Source organism: Methylophaga sp. (assembly GCF_030651745.1).
Genome location: NZ_JAUSCC010000078.1, coordinates 14,114 through 35,716 on the forward strand (window position 1 = coordinate 14,114; position 21,603 = coordinate 35,716).

Below are 21,603 nucleotides of genomic sequence, written 5' to 3' on the forward strand. Positions count from 1 at the left end.
CATGTAAGCTAAGGGGTAACAGCTGGGCTAATAGCACTCGTATTGTTCCACTTAAAATATATAAAAGTGTTGCTGATGAGTCACGAGTGGCAAATTTCAGCTAACTGACAAAGTCCATTAGTGGGCCCCAATCAAATCCATCAGCAGCTCTTAAAGCAGAAATATACTGTGTTCTTCGCTCACTGATTTTATCGAGACTCATTCCTCCAGCCCAATCAATTGGTTGTTCCTTAATAATATGAACTAATATGGCATCTGCAATTATACGAGAGTGACGACCATTGCCGTTGGGGAATGGATGGATGTAAACAAGTCTATGATGAAACCTTGCGGCTAGCTCCAGAGGCGGATAAGTACTGTTTTGAATCCAAAACACAGTGTCATCCAATAATAAATGAAGCTGTTGAGAAATTAGGTATGGCGCAATCCCAATATTCTTTTCTGTAGTCCGGAAAGTACCAGCCCAACTCCAAACATCACCAAATAAACGCTTGTGTAGTTCTCGAACAAATTCTGCGGTCAAAATATTAGGGTTTTTCTGCTTATTTAACCACCGCATTCCATTCGTAATATTGGCTTGCTCCAGCTCATCCAGTTCACCCCGGGTAGTTACATGTTTGTGCTTAAGACCGTTCATTTCCTCCGGATCCAGAGGAGTTGCACCATCGGGAAGTCCTATTATCTCCATTTGTATTTCTTGGTCGTATTTTTGTTTTCAGATGTTATTGTTTTACGAATGAAGAGATAAATAGGATCACTATTAGAGTCAATCAACTGGGAATATTTCTTTTCCCATACTGATGAAATATCTTTTTGCTCTATCTGACTTGTTACGCGAAGAACCTCATCACGCAACTCTTTATTACTTATCTTCTGATCTTCAAATGCCATGTGTTTATATGCTTGAGAAACGTCATAAATAGCTCTCTTAAAGGCTTTCTCATGAACAAAGCTCTCTACATCCGTTTCGGGAACAATGGCATAGATGAACTTACAGCCCATTGCCTCGGCTGTAGAATGCATAGTTTTTAAAGTAACGTTCCCAGCAACTTCATCTTTCTCAATTCGATAAGCCCTTCCTCTGCTCACGCCTAACCTATCAGCAAGTTGGATCCCCGTCATGCCCAATGCTGTTCGTACTGTTCTAATCCATCCTTCAGGTGGCACCTCAAGTTTATCCAGCTTATCTACAGCTCGATTAACTATGGTTCTGTATTGCTTGGTAACTACATTTTTAATGTTCATAGTAAACCTTTTTGTGTACTGACTCGGCCAATAAATATACATATATGTATACAAATATTTTAAAGAAGTATACCTATATAGATAATATAAAATTACATTAATCAACATATATGTATAAAAATACCATATTTAGTATACATATAGGTGTACATAGTTGATTGGTTATTTCAATACTTATGTTGATATAAAAATCATCCTTGGCTTCCTACCTAGGCTTGCTAAACTGGCTTAAAACAAGCCACAGAGCCGAACATGGACTATAAACAGAAGCTTACCCCCTCACTTGCAACTAAGCTGAGTCAAACCAAAACTGACAATCATTTTGAAGTAACGGATACGGTAATTTCTGGCTTCAAATTAAAACTCTACACCTCCGGCACGATGACTTTCAGCCTGATGTACACCGCTCCTGATGGTCGTCGACTACGCTATACAATGGGTAACTACCCTGCTTTGTCCGTTTCAACCGCTCGCAAGATAGCTGAACAGCTCTACGCTCAAGTTAAACTCGGTCGTGATCCACAACGTGAAAAACAAACAGCCCGTGAAGTGAAACCAGTGCCGAAGCTTGGCGACTTTATCAACGATACCTATCTGCCTTGGTTTACGTCACACCACAAAGCACCCAAAGCGAAGTTGCCTTTCAATCAGTTCAAGCATCTATTCAGTAAACGCTTGGATAAAGTCACTGGATGGGATGTTGAAAGCTGGCGGTCAAAGCGTCACAAAGATGGATTATCTGCCTCTACATCTAATCGCTATATCGGCACACTTAAAGCGATGTTCAACAGAGCTGTTGAATGGGAAGTTATTGAACAAAACCCGATTACCAAAGTAAAAAAACAAAAATCAGATAGCCGCGCAATCGTCCGTTATCTAACACCCGAAGAAGAAACACGTCTCAGAGCTTCCCTGAGATCGCGTGATCGTCGTTTAGCTGAATTTAACCCCTTCTATGCTGGTGGAAGATTCGTGATCTTAAAAGCGAACCTAGGCGGTTTTCCTGATCACATTCATCCGATGATTCTCTTATTGATGAATACCGGTATGCGTCGAGGTGAAATGTTTAATTTGCGTTGGCAGGATGTCGATTTCGTTAACAAGCGAATAACAGTCATGGGTAATACATCAAAGACCGGTCAAACACGTTATATTCCGCTTAACGTTGAAGCCTTAAACGTTTTGCAACTGTGGCAAAAACAAACTGAACGTCATTCCGGATTTGTATTCATCGGCAAAAACGGACAGCGTTTCACGAATATTGATAAAGCATGGAAGGTATTGTTGCGTGATGCAAAGATTAACGATTTTCGCTTGCATGATTTGCGTCATCACTTTGCCAGCCGATTAGTGTCTGCTGGAATCGATTTAAACAGCGTTCGGGAATTACTTGGACATTCCGACATTAAAATGACGCTTCGTTATGCACACTTGGCACCGGGCCGCTTAGTTGATGCTGTAGCGATGCTGAACCATTGAAGTTTGACCCGCCAGCTTAAAGATCCTGAGATCTATTCTAAACGCTTAAATACCCTGCTCCGCCACCCATCATTATCTATACCTGAGTAAACCCTCTAATGGATCACACAGAGGGTTTATGTGGGTATCTTTTCGGCAGAAACTCACCTCTATCCGCAATATGGCGGGAGATGTACGTACCCTCCCGTACCATTCAACTAAGTATCCAGAAGGAAGCCCCACACCGAAGCAGATTATTTGAGTGATTCTGAGAAAAAAAGTCCTAGAAATTACCGGAATGTTTGAAGGGGATGCCGCCTTTAAAATCCACCTGCCGGAAAAACAGCCTTATATGGCCAAAACAATACCGGGATGAGTTTTTGAAAAAAGCAGAGCGGCTTTAAGGCCAAAGGCCGGGCCGCTCCACTATTTTCTATATATCTTTATTATTTTTATACTATTAGCGGATTGGCAGACGATCTTTTATATAGATTTCAACACTTTAAAAAGGATAACTGGTAAGCGTACCCGGCTTAATACTGGGCTGCTAACCAGTAATACAACTGTATTAAACAAATTTAAGGACGAACTTACTACCAACTTCATTAAGTGCTGCATTTGTAGCTTTTAACCTCTTCATATAATTGCTCACGGTAATATTTTTTCCAGTCATTGCTTTATATGTTGCGGCCATAGTTGACGCTGAGTTTGTTTCTGTAATAACTGCACTCAGCCATAGCTCTAGTCTTTGCTCAATTACAGCAAGAAGTTTTCCTCCTCTGTGAGGATTTTTTCTAGCCGCATTTAACAAATCTGTCCGGACTTCATCAACATGACGCTCTTTGGTCAAAAGTTTTGATTTGACTGCTTTAGATTTGATTACAACCGTCTCCAACTCCATTTCATATGTTACTCCCATGTACTTAGCTTTTTTTTCAGCTGTAATTGAAGATGCTGCGACTCTATATGCATGCGAGTAATCAAACTCCTGAGATTTCATAACATGCCGGAAAAGTTTATTAAAACGAGTGGTAGTTTTATGCTCAGGGTATTTTCTACGAATCCACTCAAAGTCAAAAACCTGAACATCACGGTTGAAATTAGTAATTGATTCAAGCCAATCGCTATCAATCATTGGCCCGGTTGGTTGCATCTTCCTCCACCTTGGAGCAATGCCTCTTTTAGACAGTAAAATATTGCAAATATAAAATTCGAGGCGATTCCTTTTGTTGTAGGTTAGTGGAGAAACACTGTTGATTTTTTCCATTAACTCTATCGTTCCCATATCACTATACTTAACAAGGGTTGCTTTGGTTACAGAAGCTTCAACCAGTGTTAGATCATCAAGATATTTAGAAAGTTTAATACCCGGATTGCTGTCTTCTCCCTCAGGGATTTTGCCATAAAGAACTCGTGAATCCTTTTCTTCATCCAACATTTCATTTCTTAAATGCTCAGGAGGCATAACGAAGAGATTATCGGGATTTGGTAAGCCCTTTTTTTTACGTTCTCTAGCCAGTTTTTTTCTTTTTTTAGTTATGTTTCTAAAATGCTCTTTAAAGATTTCATCTATTTTTTCCATTCTTAGATCTACATCTACAGACATTTATTTCTCCTAGTCATTGAAACCATTACTTTGGAGTATAGTTTTTTTCATATCTTATAAGCGGATCCAAGTTGCCCGCACATTTAGGCGTATTACTAATTGACCGTCTGTTTGAAGATCATACTTTCCAAACATCAACGGGAGATCAACCGCAGATCAATACTAAAGTGCATTTTCTGTTGATGTTTTGTCTGGGAAACTTACATTAATAATTAACCTTGGGGACAACATGTTTTAGTTGGAAAACGCAATCCTAGGAAAGTTACTTGTTAAAGTACTCAAAAATAAATAGATGAAAATAAGAAGTTCGTATATTGTGATTCAGTCGACATTTTTTCAGGAGATATTTTGTGAGACAACTTGGACTTATTCTTTTCTTATTACTATCACCCGTGGCTAATGCAGCCTATTTTAATATTCTTTCAGGAGATGATGAGAATGGTCCTGACGGAAGAGTTGAATTGATTTTTGATGATCAATCCGCAACTCAAACATATGCGGGGCCGGCCTTACTTGTTTCAGACGGTCATTCCGGGCCACCAATATACAACAACAGTTATTTTTCAAATGGTTCTGACATTTATTACACGCCTATGGGCGCCTCACTACGTATAGATTTCTTAAGCGATGTGAAGGTTAAGTTTGAATGGACAAGTAATATGATTACCAATGGTACATTTGCATACTCTGGAGGCAGTAGCCCTATGTTCAGTGGAGTAAACGGTATGCTGATTACCTCAATTGCGATGGGTGTTTCTAATATTTACTTTTATGGTTTAGCTGAATCAATTGAATCTAGTATGAGTTTAAAATTTACAGTTTATCCAGCTCCAGTACCTTTACCCGCAGCGTTCTGGCTATTTTTACCATCACTCTTGGGATTAATGGGGTATAGGAAGATAAGTAGTTATAAAGCTGTTAAGGCAGGATAGTTAATAAAAAATGAGTAATTTCTTAAAACCCCTCAAATGAGGGGTTTTTTGTGCTTGAAGCATTAGGAATGATTGTTAATTTGATGGGGACAGTTTTTACGATTAAATTTAAAAGTGACACTGCTTATTGATTTCTGCCTCAACAAGCCGGAGGGTAACCGGAAGATCGGCAACAAACACTGAAAATTCATGGGATTACCTTGGGTTTTCGACATCCTTCGACACTGCCCCGGAGGACTTAGGAGGGGGACGCTCTATCCATCTGAGCTACAGGGACATGGTCGGCGATTATAGCAGTCGATTCGATTACTATGAATTAATGCATGGGGTTTCTGGCTATATTTCAGTTTTTAATCAAGGAAAATACTGATGTTTGCCGAGCAATATCCGCTACTGAATCCCCATTGAGATGCCTATTATGAGAACCGTACCAAGCAGCATTTTTCTCACTCAGGAGTTATGATCATGTGGACTAAACCAGAATATTCAGATATGCGTTTCGGCTTTGAAGTTACTATGTACATCTGTAACCGTTAAACGAAACCGTTTCACAAAAAGGCCCCTGTAAAGGGGCTTTTTTGTATCTGAAGTTTGCTGATATTTCCATGTTGCAGAAAGCCTATACTGCTGCTTCAGAATACTTTTTTTAAGTCTGATTCTAAATTTAATGATTACTGGAGAGCCGCTATGTCATCCATTCCACAATGTCGTATTGAACAAATCGGTTCAGCAACCTCGCCGCTTTTCATCATTCAGCAAGAGATCGACGGTATTCAGCACACTCTGGATAAAAAGTTTGAAAGCCACCAGCAGGCGCTTGACTATATTTTGCAACAGGGCTGGCAGGTTCAACGCGAAAGACCAACAGACTCGATGATCATTGCTTCAAGATTTTTAAAACCTTGATGCCACAAAAATACTTACATTTGGATAGGCAGCTATGTAAGGCTGAGAAAAAATCACTGCTTGGCGATTGCTGCCGTTTTTAACATGCCAATCATGGCTGACGATGCGCCAATATGATCAGCAATAAAAATCTGCACATCTGGAAATTTCGGTCTGACAACATCGATATCATGAGGAATATCTTCGGTGACGTGCCGCCCGGAGTTTAAAAAATACGGCAACACCGTGATATGTGTCGCGCCATCGTTCACACAATTTTCAATGCCATCTGCAATCAAGGTGTCTGCAAGTTCCAGAAACGCTGCTTGCACGATGTCATAGTGATCTGCACATTCTGATTTGAGTCTTTCGGCAAGTTCAATGACTTCGTCATTTGAACGTTGGCGGCGACTGCCATGAGCAATAAGTAATAAGGCTTTCATAAGAACATTATCCTACTGAACACGTGAATTACACGTGAACACGTTAATTTTAAGTCATCTGAGTATTCGAGTAATAATGTGTTCATCTCGAAGGATTTTGTTTACTCTCGGCCAAATAAAATGCGTCAGCTCCCTTTAGATTGAGCTACAGACAAGTTAAATAGGATGGACAGCCATGAACAGTGTCAGCATAATGCGGAGATACAAAATATTCGTATTTAAACAAAATAGCTGACACAGATTCAAGGGAAAGACTTCTGTTAATAAAACTGCCAATGCAGGGATGTAACGGAAGGGCAAGAGAATGAGGATCGTGTCTTGGCAAACCAATATGGTCGTCCTGACAATTTAAAGCCTTATGAATCTGCAAGGAGATTGAGTATTCTTAAGAAGACCAAAGAGGTGTTGATCGTCGATGATCAATCAACCGGCAGAACTATTTTGGAAAAGATAGTCTTGCAAATTGGCGAAAATATTCATGTTACAGCGCTGAGCAATTCTGCTGATGCGCTTGAATGGCTGAATCAGCATGAAGTTGATTTGATTGTAACGGATTACCGTATGCCTGAGATTAATGGCATCGAGTTTATCCGTCGTGTACGCCAAAACCCCGCGTGGCAAAGTGTTCCCATCATGATGATCACGGTGGTCAGTGAAAAAGCCGTGCGTTATGAGGCGCTGGAGGCAGGAGCCACTGCGTTTCTGATACGTCCCATTGATCAAATAGAATGTCGTACCAGCTGTCGTAATCTGCTGCAAATGCACGAACAGCATCTTATCATTGAAGATCGAGCAAATTGGCTGGCGCGCCAGGTAGAAATCGCCACCGAACAAATAATCTTAAGAGAAAAAGAAACCATTATCCGTCTTGCCAAAGCCGGTGAATACCGTGATGAAGGAACAGGAAACCATGTTATTCGTATGGCGAAATATTCTCGTTTTATTGCTGAAGCATTAGGCGTTTTCGATGAACAGCAATGTGAAGATCTTGAATATGCGGCCCCTATGCATGATATTGGCAAAATCGGTATTCCCGACCGGATCTTATTGAAACCCGGAAAACTGGATCCCGATGAATGGGAAATCATGAAAACCCATACCACTATAGGTCACGAAATCCTCTCCGACAGTCAATCTAAATACATGCATATTGGAGCAGTTATCGCACTGCATCATCACGAACGTTATGATGGAAAAGGTTATCCAAATCAGCTGAAGGGCGAGGAAATCCCGTTGATTGCCAGAGTCGTGGCAGTAGCAGATATATACGATGCCTTGGTAACCGAAAGACCTTATAAAAAGCCCTGGTCCAATGAAGATGCCTGCCGTTATATCGAACAAAGTGCTGGCACACAGTTAGATCCGCGATGTGTAAAAGCTTTTTTTGACCGGATAGATGCCATTCAACAAGTTCAGGCTGAATATGCTGACTAGCCGTACCGGGTGCCATGAATAATAATCTCGTCCAAGTTCAAGCAGAAACAAGGCTTTCTCGACTGTTCGCAAAAATGCCAAAAACCGGAGATACCGAACCGGAACAGGCAATAAAAATCCGCCTGACACTTGGCATTGCCCTGTTGATTTATTTTTGTCTGCCGTGGGGAGTTGACAAAACTTTCGTTGAAAACCTCGTCAGTTTACCGAGCCTGATCACACTAGCTTATTATTCGCTGGCATTAGTAATAGCCACAGCGCTGTTTCTTAATCCCAAGCCGTCTCCAATTCGACGGGTTTGCGGAATTCTGCTGGATCTCACTGCACTCTCCATTGTCATGCTGATTGCCGGCGAACAAAGCGTATTTCTGTTTGTTTTGTATTTGTGGGTCATTCTCGGCAACGGCTTTCGCTTTGGGGTGAATTACCTTTATATTTCTTTAATCGTTGGTCTTATTGGCTTTACTGTCGCCATTCTGAATGGGGAATATTGGCAGCACCCCCAACACGAACCATTTGGTTACAGCCTGTTATTTTTATTGCTAATCATTCCTTTGTATTCGGCGTTTCTGATAAAAAAACTGCATGTTGCCATCGCCTTGTCAAAGCAAGCCAATGAGGCAAAAAGCCGTTTCCTGGCGAATATGTCACATGAACTGCGCACACCATTGAACGGCGTTATCGGTATTGCCGATTTAATGGCTGAAACAAAGCTCAACAAGCAACAACATGATTTTGTCAAAATCATGAAAACTTCGGCTCATACCTTGCTGAGTCTGATTGAAAATGTATTGGATATCGCCAAGATTGAGGCTGGCAAGATATTAATCAGTGATAAACCTTTCGATTTACACCAATTACTCAACAGCATCATTGGCATGCAAAAGCCAATGGCAAGCGGTAAAGGATTACACTTAAATTGCTATATCGATCCGGCTTTACCCTTTTCCATCAATGGCGATTTGCAACATCTTCGGCAGGTACTAATAAACCTTATCGGTAACAGTATTAAATTTACCGACAGCGGAACCGTTAAACTCTCAGTTCACCCCAGCCAACGTAAGTCAAACCCGCAATTGTGGATCCGTTTTGAAGTGAGCGATACCGGGATTGGTATTCCGCCAGAAGCGTTGCAACGTGTCTTTGATGACTTTACCCAGATCTCACCTGATACACTAAACAAAGGTGGAACAGGTTTAGGCACCACAATTGCCAAGGAATTGGTTGAACTGATGGGGGGTGAGATTGGCGTTACCAGTGAATTGGGTGAAGGCACCCTGTTCTGGTTTGAATTGCCTTTCACAGCCAACGAGCCAACTGACATAACTTTATCTGAGAGTCCTATGCTGATCTTGAGCACCGATGCCCTGCATGATCTTCTTAAGCCCATCATTACTGGTTGGTCTGTAAATTATCAACACGTCGACAGTACCGCAAAAGCCTTTTCAGCCTTAATGCGGTCAGCGGAAAATCACACACCCTATCAGAGCGTTATGCTTGATCAAGACTGCATGCATGATATTGATCCGATTCAGTTTGCCAATATGATCCATGGTGAACCTTTGTTAGCAAATACGGCATTGATATTGTTGAATCCTTCAGATTTAAGCAAACAAGATCCAAAACTGCGTCAGCATTTCATTTCGATCGTACATGACGTCCAGGCAAAACCCGTCCTGTTCAATGCTATCCATGCTGCACAAAGCAACCATGCCATTCAAGATGAAAAGGTTATTACCCTTGCCCAGCATTATGCTTCCCAATCGTATGCTAAGCCATTAAACATCTTGATCGCTGAAGATAATCTGGTGAATCAGCAGGTTCTTGAAGGTATTTTGCGTCACTCAGGTCATAACGTGTTACTTGCCAGCAGTGGCGAACAGGCATTGGATATTCTGAGTCAACAAATTGACAGTATCGAAATGCTGATCCTCGATATGAATATGCCGGATTATAGTGGCCCCGAGGTTATCCGAGCCATGCGTTATATGGATACCGGTCACGATATCCCGATTATTATCTTAACGGCCGATGCCACGCCGCAAGCCAAACAACGTTGCCTAGATGCCGGGGCTAATGAGTTTCTGACCAAACCGATTGATTCACGCTCTTTGCTTGAGTCGATTGCCCGCTTGGCACTTCATAATCAAGAACATGCCAAAATCCGCAAACCCGCACATCAATCTTCGGTTTCAAGCCAACAATGGTGTGATCCGCAGATTCTCATTGAATTATCCCAACTAGGCGGTGGCGAAGCTTTTTTAAAACAGCTGTTTAATGGTTATAAAGAAGATGGCACCAAACATATCAAATTGATCCACCAAGCAGCACATGATGATTACCTCACCTATCGCGAAAGCTTGCATGCATTAAAAGGTTCCTCATCAGAATTAGGAGCCAGTCAGGTTGCCGAACTCTGTCGTCAGGGAGAATCGTATAAACCTTTTGATATCGGCTCTGTCCAGGTGTTGCGTCTCACCGAAAAGCTTGAACACGCTTTTTATCAAACGCTGAACGAACTGGAGACAGCCCTTAAAGATCAAGTGCGTTCAAAAAAAGCCGACCAATAAACTCAGGTTTCGCTATTTGATTTAGCGGTTTGACGATTCACCAGTCTTGTCATCATGCGAATATCTTTACTGGTCAGATTCAATGCTGCATCCGCCCATATATTGGCAATCGCCACCAGCTCTTCATAAGTCACCGTATTACACAGATCTTTAATGCGCGACATAGCTTTATAGCTGTTTGGCGATTTTTTAGCCGCTTTTATGTATTTGTACAAAGCCAGTTCGCCTTCGCCTTTCTCGGCCAGAATATCAATTGCACCCATTTCATAAAGCTCTTCAGCAGTATAAAGCGCGCCTGACAGGATCATTTTCTCTGCATTGGCAGCGCCAACTTTTCGGGATAACAGCGTGTAAGCGCCCATTCCGGGAAACAGGTTAAATAACACTTCCGGTAACCCCATCTTCACACCGCGTTCGGCAATAATAATATTGCTGGATAAAGCCGCTTCAAAACCACCGCCTAACGCATCTCCCTGAATCAGACTGACCGTGGTCAGATCACAATTAAAATGGAACATATTGTCATAAAGGATATCGACACAATGAATGGCATAAGCGAGTAACGCATCGCGATCACCTTTCTCAATCAGTGAAGTAAACAGATTTAAATCACCACCGAGATTAAATACCCCGTCTACACTCGAACCAACCACCAGATAATCATATTTTTCCTGATTGGTGAGTTGCATCTCAGCCTTAACATTGGCCAGATAATCCGATAATTCGTTTAATAAGGTGGGTGTAAAACAAGGTCTGGGAGCAGCATCCATCATAAACCAACCGATTTTATAAGTTGGATCGTAATACGTATTCAGATGTTGATATTGCTTTGCCTGATTCTGGTCGAGACCAGCTTGGTTCTCATCTCTGAGTTTCACAACAGCGTTCATCATTTTCTCCTTAAAAGGGCTTGGGCTGCCAATCAACAAGTGACTGAAATTTGTCACTAAAATGGATTCAATTAAGGTTTAGCACGAACTGTGCCGTTAATAACAAACGGGAAATCAGATGGTTAGATTATTTCATTAAGGTTTTTAAATGCGCCACACTGGCTTTGGCATTGCCTGACAAATTGTAGCCGCCTTCCAACACCGAAATCAGCTTGCCATCACAGTGCTGCCTGGCTAATCGCAACATAATTTCTGTCAGCTGAATAAAGCCTTGGTCAGTGACTTTATGACATCCCAGCAAATCATCCTGTCGACTGTCAAAACCAGCAGAAATAAGGATTAAATCCGGTTTAAACCTGGTCACAGTGGGAATAAGTCTGTCTTCAAACGCTGCCACTATTTCAGTGTCACCGCTACCACAAGGTAAGTGCACATTGATATTAAAGCCTTTTCCGGCACCGCTGCCGGTTTTATCGGGAGATCCTGTGCCTGGATAAGCTTCTGCATCATGCGTAGAGAAAAACAACACCGAAGGATCCTGATAAAAAGCCCATTCGGTGCCATTGCCGTGGTGATAATCCCAATCAACAATCAAAATTCGCTTTAATTTGTAGCGTTTCTGGGCATAGCGAGCAGCAATGGCCACGTGATTGTAATAGCAAAAGCCTTCTTCTTTTCCCGTATTGGTTGCATGATGACCTGGTGGGCGAGAGGCACAAAAAGCGTTATCCAATAAGCCTTTACAAACCGCATCCACAGCAACTAATACACCGCCAGTTGCCAACATGGCAGCTTGATGGGCTTTCGGGTCATGACGCTTTATTGACGCGATATGCGTTGCTGAATGAACCAGCAATAATTCGGAATCAATATTTTTTTTTGGTTTGAGCAAGGTCACTTTGGACATCAACTCGCTGACATCCAATTCATCCTGTAGCCGTTCATATCTGGCTGGAGATTCTGGATGTTGAGGCATTATATGATGCTCGGCAAACCGCGGATCGATAACCAGGCCGGTCAAAGCCTTTTGGCTGGCCGCTGAAGTTTTGCTGCTGACAGCACTTAATAAACCAAACTTCAATAAATCTCTGCGTTGCATTTTTGTTTCCCGGCTAGCTTTACCACTTAAGTCATCCACTCTAAATAACAAGTTTCACCATACACTGACTTTATAACTCAATTCAAAAAATCAATTTTGATGATACTGCATAGCCTGCCAACGACTGAAGGGTCCTATATTGTATTTCTCAGACTTAATGCATCAGGATAAGGCTGCAGATAAGCCTGTTTAGCAATGTATGGATCAGGGTGATTATTGAAATGATGCTTTAACAAGGTGATTGGCACGATCAGTGGTAACTCTGCCATGCGGTATCGATTAATAATGTCAGCCAATTCCTGCTTTTCAGCACTGGAAAGTTTTTTCTTCAGATACCCCTGAATATGCATCAAAACATTGGTATGCGTTTTACGCGAGGCAATTTTGTCTAACGCCATCATTAGCGCAGTAAAATATTGTTCCCCCAATGCTTCAACATCATGATTGCCAGCATCCGCCAACATTCGACCAAGCTCGGCATAATGTACTGGAGAGTGCGCCATCAATGAATATTTGTAACGTGTGTGAAAGTTAATCAGTTTGTGATGTGTCAGACCATCATTTATTAATTGCTGCCAGTCAGAATAAGCAAATACCCGGCTGATAAAGTTCTCGCGCAACAACGGATCACTTAATCTGCCGGACTCTTCCATTGGCATCAGCGGATGCGATTTTTTTAAAACATCGGCATAAATCCCTCTGCCCGGTTCAGCGGCAGGATAACCATTTTCCTGATATACCTTTACCCGAAACAAACCACAACTCGGCGAGTCCTTCATAAAGATATAACCACATAAATCGCGGTGTTCATCGGCTTTTTGCTGACCAAATGCTGTTAACTCTGCTGTGTAATCCAACTGGTAATCATGTACTGCAACAGCATGGGGTGCCTGGACATCCCCTACCAGACGGATGGGTTTTCTTGGGATCCCCATTCCAATACCAACTTCTGGACACTCTGGAACAAACTCAAAAAACCGCGACAAACTATCAGTGCACAGACGTAGATGTTTATGCCCACCATCAAACCGGACAGATTCACCCAATAAACAGCTGCTGATTCCGACTTTTATCCGCATTAATCACTCATTAATTCTTTCTGTAAGTATTTATCTTAACTCCCGGTAAACTTTGCCAGCTGTAATGACTCTATACAAGGAATAATCATAACTATTCCGAGGAAATTATCATGGCGGCTTATTTAATAACCGGTGCCTCAGGACTCATCGGCCAAGCGCTGTGTCAACGATTACTGAATAATGGCGAAACGGTTTTTGCCTTGAGTCGAAATTGTCAGAAAACTCAAAAAATCCTGGGGGCTCAAGTACATTGTGCTGAATCCGTCGCAGCCCTTCCGAAGGATTGTCATATTGACGTAGTCATCAATCTGGCTGGTGCACCTATAGTTGATAAACGCTGGTCCGAACAGCGAAAACAACTCCTACTTGAAAGCCGCGTGACCTATACGCGGGATTTGATCCAGCAACTTGCTCAACGGTCCAGCCTTCCCCATAGCTTTATCAGTGGCTCAGCGGTTGGCTGGTACGGCAATCAAGGTGAAACCATACTGACAGAAGACAGTGAATTTGAAGCTGATTTCAGTCATGAATTATGTGATCAATGGGAAAAAGCTGCTTTGTCAGCCGAATCACTGGGTATGCGTGTGGCGATTGTCCGTACTGGATTAGTGGTATCGCCATCTGGTGGCTTTCTTGGCAAAATGCTGTTGCCATTCAAAATGGGCTTAGGTGGACCAATCAGTGATGGTCAGCAATATATGCCCTGGATTCATATTGATGATATCTGTCGGTTATTTTTGTTTTTGGCAGAGAATCGCTCTTGTTCCGGAGTATTTAATGGCTCTGCACCCAAGCCGGTAACCAATCAGCAATTCAGTGAAGCACTGGCAGAAACACTGCATCGTCCAGCATTTTTTCGAGTACCTTCATGCGTATTAAAGCTTGCAATGGGCGAAATGGCTGATTTATTACTCGGTGGACAACGGGCCATCCCAGAAAAAGCTCAGGCTGCCGGCTTTGAATTTCTTTATACTGACATTCACAGCGCGCTTAGCGATGTTCTTACCACTTCTAAATCAAAATAATAATTATCATGAAGCAACGTGCCGTTTTACTAGTCAACCTGGGCTCACCTGACAATCCTGACGTACCATCAGTCAGACGCTATCTAAACCAGTTCTTGATGGATCCCTACGTTATTCAGCTGCCTTGGCTGCTACGTCGAATGATTGTCAGTCTGTTTGTCCTACCCAGCCGCCCCAAAGCTTCAGCCGAGGCCTATCGGAGTGTATGGACAGAAGACGGATCACCATTAATTGCCTTATCTGAAAAGCTGCATAAAGCGGTACAACAGCAAGTTGATATGCCCGTTGAGCTTGCTATGCGTTATGGCAATCCCAGTATTGAAGCGGGTTTGTTAAAACTGGCAAAAATGAACGGGATTAAAGAAGTGTTATTCGTACCGTTATATCCGCATTTTGCCGATAGCACGGTAACAACCTGTATTGAAACCGCCAAGCAGGTCATCGCTCAGCATAAGCTCGATATTACCTTAACGATCAAATCACCTTTTTATCAGGAAGCGGGTTATATCAATGCCATGGTTGAACAGACTCGGCCCTATCTGATGGAAGACTATGATCACCTTTTATTCAGTTATCACGGCTTGCCTGAATCACATATTCTCAAGCGTGATCCCAGCGGCCAGCATTGTTTGAAACAACCTGATTGCTGCACTACACCACATGCCGCACATGCAACCTGTTATCGTCATCAGGTGATGGCAACCACAGCGGCGTTTGCAGAAAAAGCCAAGCTTAATCCTGACAACTATTCAGTAGCGTTTCAGTCACGCTTGGGTAGAGCTAAATGGCTAGGCCCAAATACGGAAGATCGTTTGATTGAATTGGCTGAAAATGGCACCAAGAATGTAGTAGTAATGTGCCCGGCATTTGTCACTGATTGCCTGGAAACTCTGGAAGAAATCGCTATTCGGGCAGAAGAAGTGTTTATTGAAGCAGGGGGGCGCTCATTAACCTTGATCCCCTGCCTCAATGATGATCCTGTCTGGGTTGATTTGTTAGCGCAGTGGTGTGAAACGACGTAGAGTCTGCTCTTTCTTAGTCCCTAGATTCAGACACGCCCGATAAGCGGTTGACGAACGACTGCGCTGGTATATTCACCACCAGGTCCATAAGCACTGGACTCCGGATCTCTGCCGCGTAATACAGAGATGGCTCGTTGCAGATATTGACGGTTAATACTGACAATACCGCCATTCACCTGATTAGTTTGCTGGCAGTTTTTGGCGATGATTTTCAGGGATTTGATCAACTGGTTTAACGCTACACTGTCTTCTTCATTCTGATTATCAATGAATGCTTCAAGACCTTGCTTTCCCGTCGGAAAGCCCGAAGTCGTCAACAATGCATCACGCTGACGGCCATGTTGTTCCAGTTTTATGATTAAAGGTTGTTTTTTGTTATTGATATCATTGATGCTATCAATACTTGATACCGCGAGGGCTTCACGTTCTGCTGCCAACAATTCAGCTAATTGGGCGGCAACATTTAATTCGGACTGTAAAACACTGCGTAATTGTTGTCCGGGTGACATAGCCATGGTGAAGGTTCCTGTGTTATAGGTTACCTTCAAAATCAATCATGTTTCGTGCCAACTTTTGACTATCCACCTGATAGTTGCCATCTTCAATAGCAGCTCGTAATGCCGCTACTTTTTGCTCATCGACCACTGGTAAAGCGGCAATTTTTTGTTGCAAGTCTTGCAGTTGGGTGGCTGTTGCCGTCAAACTAATTTTATCCATTGCCGCATCCCCGCCGGATTTGACTGGATTTGCAGTGGATTCCGCTGTGCGTTTATCTTCAACGCTGGCATTGCGCGTCGCATTCAGCCCGCCCTGCACGGGTGGTTTTATATTGTTAATATCCGACATATAAATGTCTCCATATTGATTCTGTATTTGTTAGCGGACCGAATTAAATAAACTTGAATAAAATGTGAATCGGTCTATATATTTATTTACATTGTAACGCGTACCACGCCGGGAGAGTCGACCACACCTTCTACCACGCGATCAGAAGATAAATTTCTTACCCGTACTCTATCCCCAACGCCTGCATCAGCCATCGCTGTTCCCTGCATTCTGACTTCCATTGTTCCAGCGCTGGCGACCAACACGATTGATTCACCACGTCTCACTACATTCAATGGACGTAAATGATTAGCTTGAATCACCGTGCCTAAACCCAATGAGTATTTAACCTGTTGCCCAACCGCAGCGGCAATACTTGCCATGTAGCCTTGCCGGAGATTGCCAATATCGCGTTGTTCAATGCGCAGATCCTGTTCGGTCAACACATGATTGGCTGACACGGGCCGGGCAATAACCACCATTGGCTTCATCACCTTAATCTGTAATGGTATATACACTGTCCATGCCACCGGCTGATGGCAACGTACCCCAACCGTCACATTACCGGCACTGGTCAGTTCCCGGTTAGTAAAGGCTTCAAGTCCTCCACTGCAATTTTGCAGTCGTAAGCGTTTATCTAATGGGGTTAAGGTAATTTCAGGATTATTAAAACGTGCCTGTGCCTGAGCCAAAGTAAAGGTATATGCCGCATGCTCCACATCCGCCAGGGATTGCAGATTGCTGGCAGCCACAGTAAATGTCAAAAAATTGACACTCAACACTAATAGTAAATTCCTGAATAATTTATACATGATTTCCCCCGGCAATTCGCACGGTAAAGCAATAAACATAGTATTGCCTGCAAATATCATTCCCATAATTACAGTTCAGAATTCCGTTTAGCTGCCGTTATACTGCTGGTAATTATCGGGAGAAATTTTTATGGCAAGCATGATTGATGGTATTGACCAACGCACCCAACTTGCCGGTCAGAACCGGTTAGAGCTCTTATTATTCAAGTTAGGTGGCAGCCAGCGTTATGGTATTAACGTGTTTAAAGTCCGTGAGGCCATTGCCTGTCCCCCGCTGACGCAAATGCCTCATTCACATCCAGTCGTACGAGGCGCGGCGCGTATTCGCGATAAAACCATCAGTATCTTTGATTTATCCCAGGGTATTGGCAAACGACCGGTAGTTAATCCGCAAGAACACTTTGTCATCATTACTGAATATAACCGCAATGTGCAGGGATTTTTGGTCAGTGAAGTGGATCGAATCGTCAACATCAGCTGGAAAGATATCCTGCCGCCACCAACCGCGTCAGGTTCTAATCATTACATGACGGCCGTCACCAAGATAGATAACGAATTGATCCAGATAATCGATGTAGAAAAAGTCATGTCCGAAGTACTGGGGGTGGACGATACGGTATCAGAAGATTTGGTCACACGTTTTGCAAAAGCGAATGCCGAGCATAAACACCATATCCTGGTGGCAGATGATTCCAGTGTGGCTCGAAATCAAATCCGCCGAACCATGGAACAGATTGGTGTCAGCTGCACGATCGTCAATGATGGCAAGCAGGCTCTTGATCAGTTAAAGGAGTGGGCTGCTGAAGGCATTGATGTCAGCAAACATATCGCCATGTTGATTTCCGATATTGAAATGCCGGAAATGGATGGCTATACCCTAACGACCGCCATCCGTCAGGATCCAAATCTGAAACATATTCGTATCCTGCTGCATACCTCAATGAGCGGTACTTTTAACAACGCCTTGGTGGAAAAAGTCGGCGCCGATAAATTCATCGCCAAATTTGCCCCGGATGATCTGGCCATCACAGTACAAGGATTATTGGAAGAATGGCGGGATAAAGCAGCGGAAGCTGAATAATAAAAAAGCCCCGAAAGGGGCTTTTTTGTGAACTACAGTAACACTTTGATTAAGGCCCAAAACCACCCGGCATTGGAATAACCTGATCCCGCTCTGTCACGATATCAGCTCTGGCACGCATCAGGTTGTTGCCGACAAAGCCGCCCAGGCGATACACCCAAGGTTCAACTTTTTCGTTAATCTCGGCGACCTCAGCCTGCACTTGCTCAGCTGTTTTCAATACATCCAGACTGGCAATGGCTTCAGGAACCTCAGCAACTGCATCAGGTGCATACTCAGCGCGGAAAGTGGAGAAGTAGAAACCATCGTTGAAGGAAGTCTCAGAGATGACTTTTAAGCCATCGTAGCTTAAGAATTCGGCCCGGACCACTTCAGCATTACCACGTGAAAAATCACTGGCAGGTTGCACGTCTTCCAGACGCATCTGGAACAGTGAACCGGCGATATCATAGCCCAGCTGTTCATAACGGAAAATTGTATTTTCACGATTTTCCGGTGTGCCGAATTTATCTTTTTGACCAAGATTTACTAATGTCGCAGTGTTTCCGTTCGGTTGAATGATATCGACCCGGGCAATACGTTCACGCGCAATATCGATGATTTGCCCATCAATCCAGTTCAACATCATCGGGCTGAACTGAAAGTAGCCTTCCGCCAGATAACTGCGTTCATCACCATCACGACGAACATAAAATTGTTGTGGACCAGCCGATTGTGCACTCAGATCACGTGGCTGCCCCAGAATCAGACCTACAACTTCTTTGTCATCCTTATACAAATTAATAACAAATGACGTGCCGCCATCTTCCGCACCTTCCACACCCAGAACGTAATAAAGCTCGGGATCATCGGTTTTCTGTTCAAGGATACGGGCATCGGCCATATCCACCAGCATTCTTCTCACCAACGATTGGTCGGCCGGATAGTTATGATAATCCTCGATAAACCATGAAGAACCCTGTCTGCTCAGCGAAAATTCATCTTTATCGCTTTTGAAAGTGATGTTATTCACATCACTTAACTGTTCAAACAATTCGGGGAACAACAATGAAAAGTCATCGCTGCTATCTTCAGCTTTATAAATGGTGATTAACATCCAGACCACCATCACAGCAGTGATAATGGCAAGGATGGAAAGGCTATTAAGTTTTTTCAGCATCTGTAGAACCTGTCTGTTCAATTTGATACAAACGTCATATGACGAATGCAGAATTTACGATTGAAAACGACCACGCGAACGTTTACGAACCCGTAACCATCCGGTAATCAGTGCCAGTATCGCCACAATAATGGGTATCAACCCGATATTGATGAACTTCACCAAACCTTCCAACTGATCGATATCTTTTCGCAGATTGCCTTTCACCGCTCGTAACTCTAATTCAGTGCGATCAGCAATTGCTCTGAATTCAGCAATTTCTTTTTGTTGCTCCGGGGTAGAGATCTCTTCACCAGTGATATTTCGATCTACCTGCATACGTGCGATACGCTGACGGGTTTCCTGCAATTTGGTTTCCAGCTCACGCTCTTTCGCCCGGTAGAGTCTTTCAGCCTCGCGTTGTAATGCCTCAACCCGAACAAATGGACGGGTAAAACCAGTACGTGAACGCACGCTTATCAACCCTTCGGTGCCGGTTAACTCTTCAATCGCGTTATGCACAAAGTCGATATTGTGCGACGTATTAAAGGCTAAATCCTGACCGTAAAAATCCTGCATGATGACCCAGAAACGATCATCGAGCAGATCCACATCGGCAATAGCAATCACATCAATACCATCAACCGCTTCATCAATATGATCTGGCATTTTCACCATTTCTCTGCCAGCACCTCTGGCACCATCAGGAAACGCAGAACGCGATTTTCCCTGAATACGCACGGCCAATGGATAGCTGATAGTTCCACCTTCATAGCGGGTTAATAAGCCAACCGGATCATTGCGGAACTGCACCACACGTTTATCCACCAGCATGGCTTCATTACTGGAACTCAACAATGGTGTTATTTCTGTGGTGGCGTCATCCAATACTTTGAAACGACCTGCTGTAGCGACATTGATCTGGCGTAGTTTTGACGTAATACGCTCATCTTGATTCATATTCTCTTCGGTCAGTGCATTCCATAACACGTATTCAATCGGCTGATTATTGCTACGGGAACCAAAATCCACCTGACGCGCTGTTTTGCGATCGGCGACGATATCAGACGCATCACGTTCAACACCCCATGCAGTCAACAATTCCGGCATATTGGAACTGCGATTCGCCACCATGGCAGCCATCGGATTTTCAGGATCACGTTCTGGAACATCGACCTCAGCAAAGGGATCCACAAAGGTGATTAATTTTCCGCCACGTAAAACATATTGATCGATGGCATACAAAGTTTGTTGTGGTAGTTCCTTGGGATGCACCACCATCAACAAATCAATCGACGATGGAATACGGCGGATATCTTCCGGCAACACCGAGACGTTAAACATCTCACGCAATCTGCCCATTACCGCCCAAGGTTTTGCACCGCCTGCGGCATCAAGCTGACCTTTTAACGGATCGTAACCCTCACCATCAATCGGCAATGAGCTCATCACCGCCACATTTTTGCGTTGTACGTCGGACAGTTGATAAATCAATCGCGTCAGATCGTATTCCAATACATCTTCCATCTCTGGCTGGAAGAAGCGAATCCGCTCCAGACCATCAAGAATATTGGTACCGGCAACACCGAAAAACAACGGATCGGTCTCGCCTTCAATCGGGATGGATTGCAGACCATATTGTTGAGCACGCTGCTCATGATCTGAAAAAGGTCTTGGGTTAATGACTTTAACCTGAACCATGCCGTCAGAAGCACGTTGATATTCCATCAACAGTTCCTGTACTCGTTGAGCATAGGCTTTCAATGAAGGCAGGGCCTGAGCGACCTGTTCAGAATAATAAAACCGCAGCGTAATAGGTTGCTGTAACGACGACAGAATGTTCAATGAACCTTCTGACAGGGTATACAGTTTGTCCTCAGTCAAATCGACCCGTGCTGATTTGAAATTGCCGTTGACCACAATAATAAAAGCGATAAACAGAATAACGGCCAGAATCAAACCGGTTGAAGATAATAGTTGTTTATTCATTGCTGACTGGTGCTCCTAATCGGCTTTACGTGCATTCACTATCAAGGCGTTGGCAAACAACCAGATAGCG

At 43.3% G+C, this 21,603-nt stretch carries 21 protein-coding genes; 9 read left to right on the plus strand and 12 right to left on the minus strand.

Features of this window, described 5'->3' with window-relative positions; translation table 11 throughout:
* Window positions 1-100: 100 nt before the first annotated feature.
* Both Q7V21_RS09345 and Q7V21_RS09350 read right to left on the minus strand, forming a co-directional pair.
* Entirely contained in the window at window positions 101-688 is a 588-nt protein-coding gene (locus tag Q7V21_RS09345; protein ID WP_304917036.1) for a mobile mystery protein B, read from the minus strand.
* Window positions 679-1,245, minus strand: coding sequence for a mobile mystery protein A (locus tag Q7V21_RS09350; protein ID WP_304917037.1), 567 nt, complete (start codon window positions 1,243-1,245; stop codon window positions 679-681). The genes Q7V21_RS09345 and Q7V21_RS09350 overlap by 10 nt, the downstream gene beginning before the upstream one ends.
* Before the next feature lie 252 nt (window positions 1,246-1,497).
* Between Q7V21_RS09350 and Q7V21_RS09355 the strand changes: the two genes are divergently transcribed.
* Window positions 1,498-2,724 carry a tyrosine-type recombinase/integrase gene (locus tag Q7V21_RS09355; RefSeq protein WP_304917038.1) on the plus strand — a complete coding sequence of 409 codons (1,227 nt, stop codon included), beginning with the start codon at window positions 1,498-1,500 and terminating at the stop codon, window positions 2,722-2,724.
* A 547-nt stretch (window positions 2,725-3,271) separates the two neighbouring features.
* On the opposite strand, the gene Q7V21_RS09360 is transcribed toward Q7V21_RS09355, so the two are convergent.
* Complete coding sequence (locus Q7V21_RS09360) at window positions 3,272-4,309, minus strand: hypothetical protein (RefSeq protein ID WP_304917039.1); 1,038 nt, start codon at window positions 4,307-4,309, stop codon at window positions 3,272-3,274.
* Between the two features lie 350 nt (window positions 4,310-4,659).
* Between Q7V21_RS09360 and Q7V21_RS09365 the strand changes: the two genes are divergently transcribed.
* From Q7V21_RS09365 to Q7V21_RS09375, 3 genes are all read left to right on the plus strand, one after another.
* A complete protein-coding gene (locus tag Q7V21_RS09365) occupies window positions 4,660-5,241 on the plus strand; it encodes a hypothetical protein (protein WP_304917040.1) in 582 nt (193 codons plus the stop codon).
* Between the two features lie 465 nt (window positions 5,242-5,706).
* The gene (gene pqqA, locus Q7V21_RS09370; RefSeq protein WP_081443609.1) at window positions 5,707-5,778 is read left to right on the plus strand and encodes a pyrroloquinoline quinone precursor peptide PqqA; all 72 of its coding nucleotides are present in this window, start codon (window positions 5,707-5,709) and stop codon (window positions 5,776-5,778) included.
* Window positions 5,779-5,928: 150 nt separating this feature from the next.
* Window positions 5,929-6,147, plus strand: a complete 219-nt coding sequence (locus tag Q7V21_RS09375) for a hypothetical protein (RefSeq protein WP_304917041.1) — start codon at window positions 5,929-5,931, stop codon at window positions 6,145-6,147.
* Between the two features lie 53 nt (window positions 6,148-6,200).
* Here Q7V21_RS09375 and Q7V21_RS09380 read toward each other — a convergent pair whose 3' ends face one another.
* A complete protein-coding gene (locus Q7V21_RS09380; RefSeq protein WP_304917042.1) occupies window positions 6,201-6,569 on the minus strand; it encodes a sirohydrochlorin chelatase in 369 nt (122 codons plus the stop codon).
* 318 nt (window positions 6,570-6,887) lie between these two features.
* On the opposite strand from Q7V21_RS09380, the gene Q7V21_RS09385 reads away from it, so the two are divergent.
* Both Q7V21_RS09385 and Q7V21_RS09390 read left to right on the plus strand, forming a co-directional pair.
* Window positions 6,888-8,003: an HD domain-containing phosphohydrolase gene (locus tag Q7V21_RS09385; protein WP_304917043.1), complete on the plus strand. Its 1,116-nt coding sequence runs from the start codon at window positions 6,888-6,890 to the stop codon at window positions 8,001-8,003.
* Between the two features lie 14 nt (window positions 8,004-8,017).
* Complete coding sequence (locus tag Q7V21_RS09390) at window positions 8,018-10,573, plus strand: ATP-binding protein (protein WP_304917044.1); 2,556 nt, start codon at window positions 8,018-8,020, stop codon at window positions 10,571-10,573.
* A gap of 2 nt (window positions 10,574-10,575) precedes the next feature.
* Here Q7V21_RS09390 and Q7V21_RS09395 read toward each other — a convergent pair whose 3' ends face one another.
* From Q7V21_RS09395 to Q7V21_RS09405, 3 genes are all read right to left on the minus strand, one after another.
* Window positions 10,576-11,466 carry a crotonase/enoyl-CoA hydratase family protein gene (locus Q7V21_RS09395; RefSeq protein WP_304917045.1) on the minus strand — a complete coding sequence of 297 codons (891 nt, stop codon included), beginning with the start codon at window positions 11,464-11,466 and terminating at the stop codon, window positions 10,576-10,578.
* A gap of 124 nt (window positions 11,467-11,590) precedes the next feature.
* Complete coding sequence (locus tag Q7V21_RS09400) at window positions 11,591-12,562, minus strand: histone deacetylase (RefSeq protein WP_304917046.1); 972 nt, start codon at window positions 12,560-12,562, stop codon at window positions 11,591-11,593.
* Window positions 12,563-12,696: 134 nt separating this feature from the next.
* The gene (locus tag Q7V21_RS09405; protein WP_304917047.1) at window positions 12,697-13,641 is read right to left on the minus strand and encodes a DUF523 and DUF1722 domain-containing protein; all 945 of its coding nucleotides are present in this window, start codon (window positions 13,639-13,641) and stop codon (window positions 12,697-12,699) included.
* Between the two features lie 110 nt (window positions 13,642-13,751).
* Between Q7V21_RS09405 and Q7V21_RS09410 the strand changes: the two genes are divergently transcribed.
* Complete coding sequence (locus Q7V21_RS09410; protein ID WP_304917048.1) at window positions 13,752-14,666, plus strand: TIGR01777 family oxidoreductase; 915 nt, start codon at window positions 13,752-13,754, stop codon at window positions 14,664-14,666.
* Window positions 14,667-14,674: 8 nt separating this feature from the next.
* Window positions 14,675-15,688 (plus strand): ferrochelatase, encoded by a 1,014-nt coding sequence (hemH, locus tag Q7V21_RS09415; protein WP_304917049.1) that lies wholly within the window; start codon window positions 14,675-14,677, stop codon window positions 15,686-15,688.
* 26 nt (window positions 15,689-15,714) lie between these two features.
* Here hemH and Q7V21_RS09420 read toward each other — a convergent pair whose 3' ends face one another.
* The 3 genes from Q7V21_RS09420 to flgA all read right to left on the minus strand — a co-directional run bounded on the left by Q7V21_RS09420 (window position 15,715) and on the right by flgA (window position 17,391).
* Entirely contained in the window at window positions 15,715-16,203 is a 489-nt protein-coding gene (locus Q7V21_RS09420; RefSeq protein ID WP_304917050.1) for a flagella synthesis protein FlgN, read from the minus strand.
* A gap of 16 nt (window positions 16,204-16,219) precedes the next feature.
* Window positions 16,220-16,534 (minus strand): flagellar biosynthesis anti-sigma factor FlgM, encoded by a 315-nt coding sequence (flgM, locus tag Q7V21_RS09425; RefSeq protein ID WP_304917051.1) that lies wholly within the window; start codon window positions 16,532-16,534, stop codon window positions 16,220-16,222.
* Window positions 16,535-16,620: 86 nt separating this feature from the next.
* Complete coding sequence (flgA, locus tag Q7V21_RS09430; RefSeq protein WP_304917052.1) at window positions 16,621-17,391, minus strand: flagellar basal body P-ring formation chaperone FlgA; 771 nt, start codon at window positions 17,389-17,391, stop codon at window positions 16,621-16,623.
* Window positions 17,392-17,455: 64 nt separating this feature from the next.
* Here flgA and Q7V21_RS09435 point away from each other — a divergent pair, with 64 nt between their 5' ends.
* On the plus strand, window positions 17,456-18,406 hold the full coding sequence (locus Q7V21_RS09435; RefSeq protein WP_304917053.1) for a chemotaxis protein CheV: 951 nt from the start codon (window positions 17,456-17,458) through the stop codon (window positions 18,404-18,406).
* A gap of 49 nt (window positions 18,407-18,455) precedes the next feature.
* Here Q7V21_RS09435 and Q7V21_RS09440 read toward each other — a convergent pair whose 3' ends face one another.
* Both Q7V21_RS09440 and Q7V21_RS09445 read right to left on the minus strand, forming a co-directional pair.
* Entirely contained in the window at window positions 18,456-19,565 is a 1,110-nt protein-coding gene (locus tag Q7V21_RS09440; protein ID WP_304917054.1) for a DUF4340 domain-containing protein, read from the minus strand.
* Window positions 19,566-19,619: 54 nt separating this feature from the next.
* Window positions 19,620-21,533, minus strand: a complete 1,914-nt coding sequence (locus Q7V21_RS09445; protein ID WP_304917055.1) for a Gldg family protein — start codon at window positions 21,531-21,533, stop codon at window positions 19,620-19,622.
* Window positions 21,534-21,603: the final 70 nt, after the last annotated feature.

What these genes read in the sequence shown, in the direction of transcription:
- Q7V21_RS09435 (WP_304917053.1), top strand. Translation starts at nt 17,456, where the DNA reads ATGGCAAGCATGATTGATGGTATTGACCAACGCACCCAACTTGCCGGT.
- Q7V21_RS09420 (WP_304917050.1), bottom strand. Translation starts at nt 16,203, where the DNA reads ATGGCTATGTCACCCGGACAACAATTACGCAGTGTTTTACAGTCCGAA.
- Q7V21_RS09395 (WP_304917045.1), bottom strand. Translation starts at nt 11,466, where the DNA reads ATGATGAACGCTGTTGTGAAACTCAGAGATGAGAACCAAGCTGGTCTC.
- flgM (WP_304917051.1), bottom strand. Translation starts at nt 16,534, where the DNA reads ATGTCGGATATTAACAATATAAAACCACCCGTGCAGGGCGGGCTGAAT.
- Q7V21_RS09380 (WP_304917042.1), bottom strand. Translation starts at nt 6,569, where the DNA reads ATGAAAGCCTTATTACTTATTGCTCATGGCAGTCGCCGCCAACGTTCA.
- Q7V21_RS09400 (WP_304917046.1), bottom strand. Translation starts at nt 12,562, where the DNA reads ATGCAACGCAGAGATTTATTGAAGTTTGGTTTATTAAGTGCTGTCAGC.
- Q7V21_RS09390 (WP_304917044.1), top strand. Translation starts at nt 8,018, where the DNA reads ATGAATAATAATCTCGTCCAAGTTCAAGCAGAAACAAGGCTTTCTCGA.
- Q7V21_RS09445 (WP_304917055.1), bottom strand. Translation starts at nt 21,533, where the DNA reads ATGAATAAACAACTATTATCTTCAACCGGTTTGATTCTGGCCGTTATT.
- Q7V21_RS09345 (WP_304917036.1), bottom strand. Translation starts at nt 688, where the DNA reads ATGGAGATAATAGGACTTCCCGATGGTGCAACTCCTCTGGATCCGGAG.
- Q7V21_RS09410 (WP_304917048.1), top strand. Translation starts at nt 13,752, where the DNA reads ATGGCGGCTTATTTAATAACCGGTGCCTCAGGACTCATCGGCCAAGCG.
- Q7V21_RS09440 (WP_304917054.1), bottom strand. Translation starts at nt 19,565, where the DNA reads ATGCTGAAAAAACTTAATAGCCTTTCCATCCTTGCCATTATCACTGCT.
- Q7V21_RS09375 (WP_304917041.1), top strand. Translation starts at nt 5,929, where the DNA reads ATGTCATCCATTCCACAATGTCGTATTGAACAAATCGGTTCAGCAACC.
- Q7V21_RS09405 (WP_304917047.1), bottom strand. Translation starts at nt 13,641, where the DNA reads ATGCGGATAAAAGTCGGAATCAGCAGCTGTTTATTGGGTGAATCTGTC.
- flgA (WP_304917052.1), bottom strand. Translation starts at nt 17,391, where the DNA reads ATGGGAATGATATTTGCAGGCAATACTATGTTTATTGCTTTACCGTGC.
- Q7V21_RS09350 (WP_304917037.1), bottom strand. Translation starts at nt 1,245, where the DNA reads ATGAACATTAAAAATGTAGTTACCAAGCAATACAGAACCATAGTTAAT.
- hemH (WP_304917049.1), top strand. Translation starts at nt 14,675, where the DNA reads ATGAAGCAACGTGCCGTTTTACTAGTCAACCTGGGCTCACCTGACAAT.
- Q7V21_RS09360 (WP_304917039.1), bottom strand. Translation starts at nt 4,309, where the DNA reads ATGTCTGTAGATGTAGATCTAAGAATGGAAAAAATAGATGAAATCTTT.
- Q7V21_RS09355 (WP_304917038.1), top strand. Translation starts at nt 1,498, where the DNA reads ATGGACTATAAACAGAAGCTTACCCCCTCACTTGCAACTAAGCTGAGT.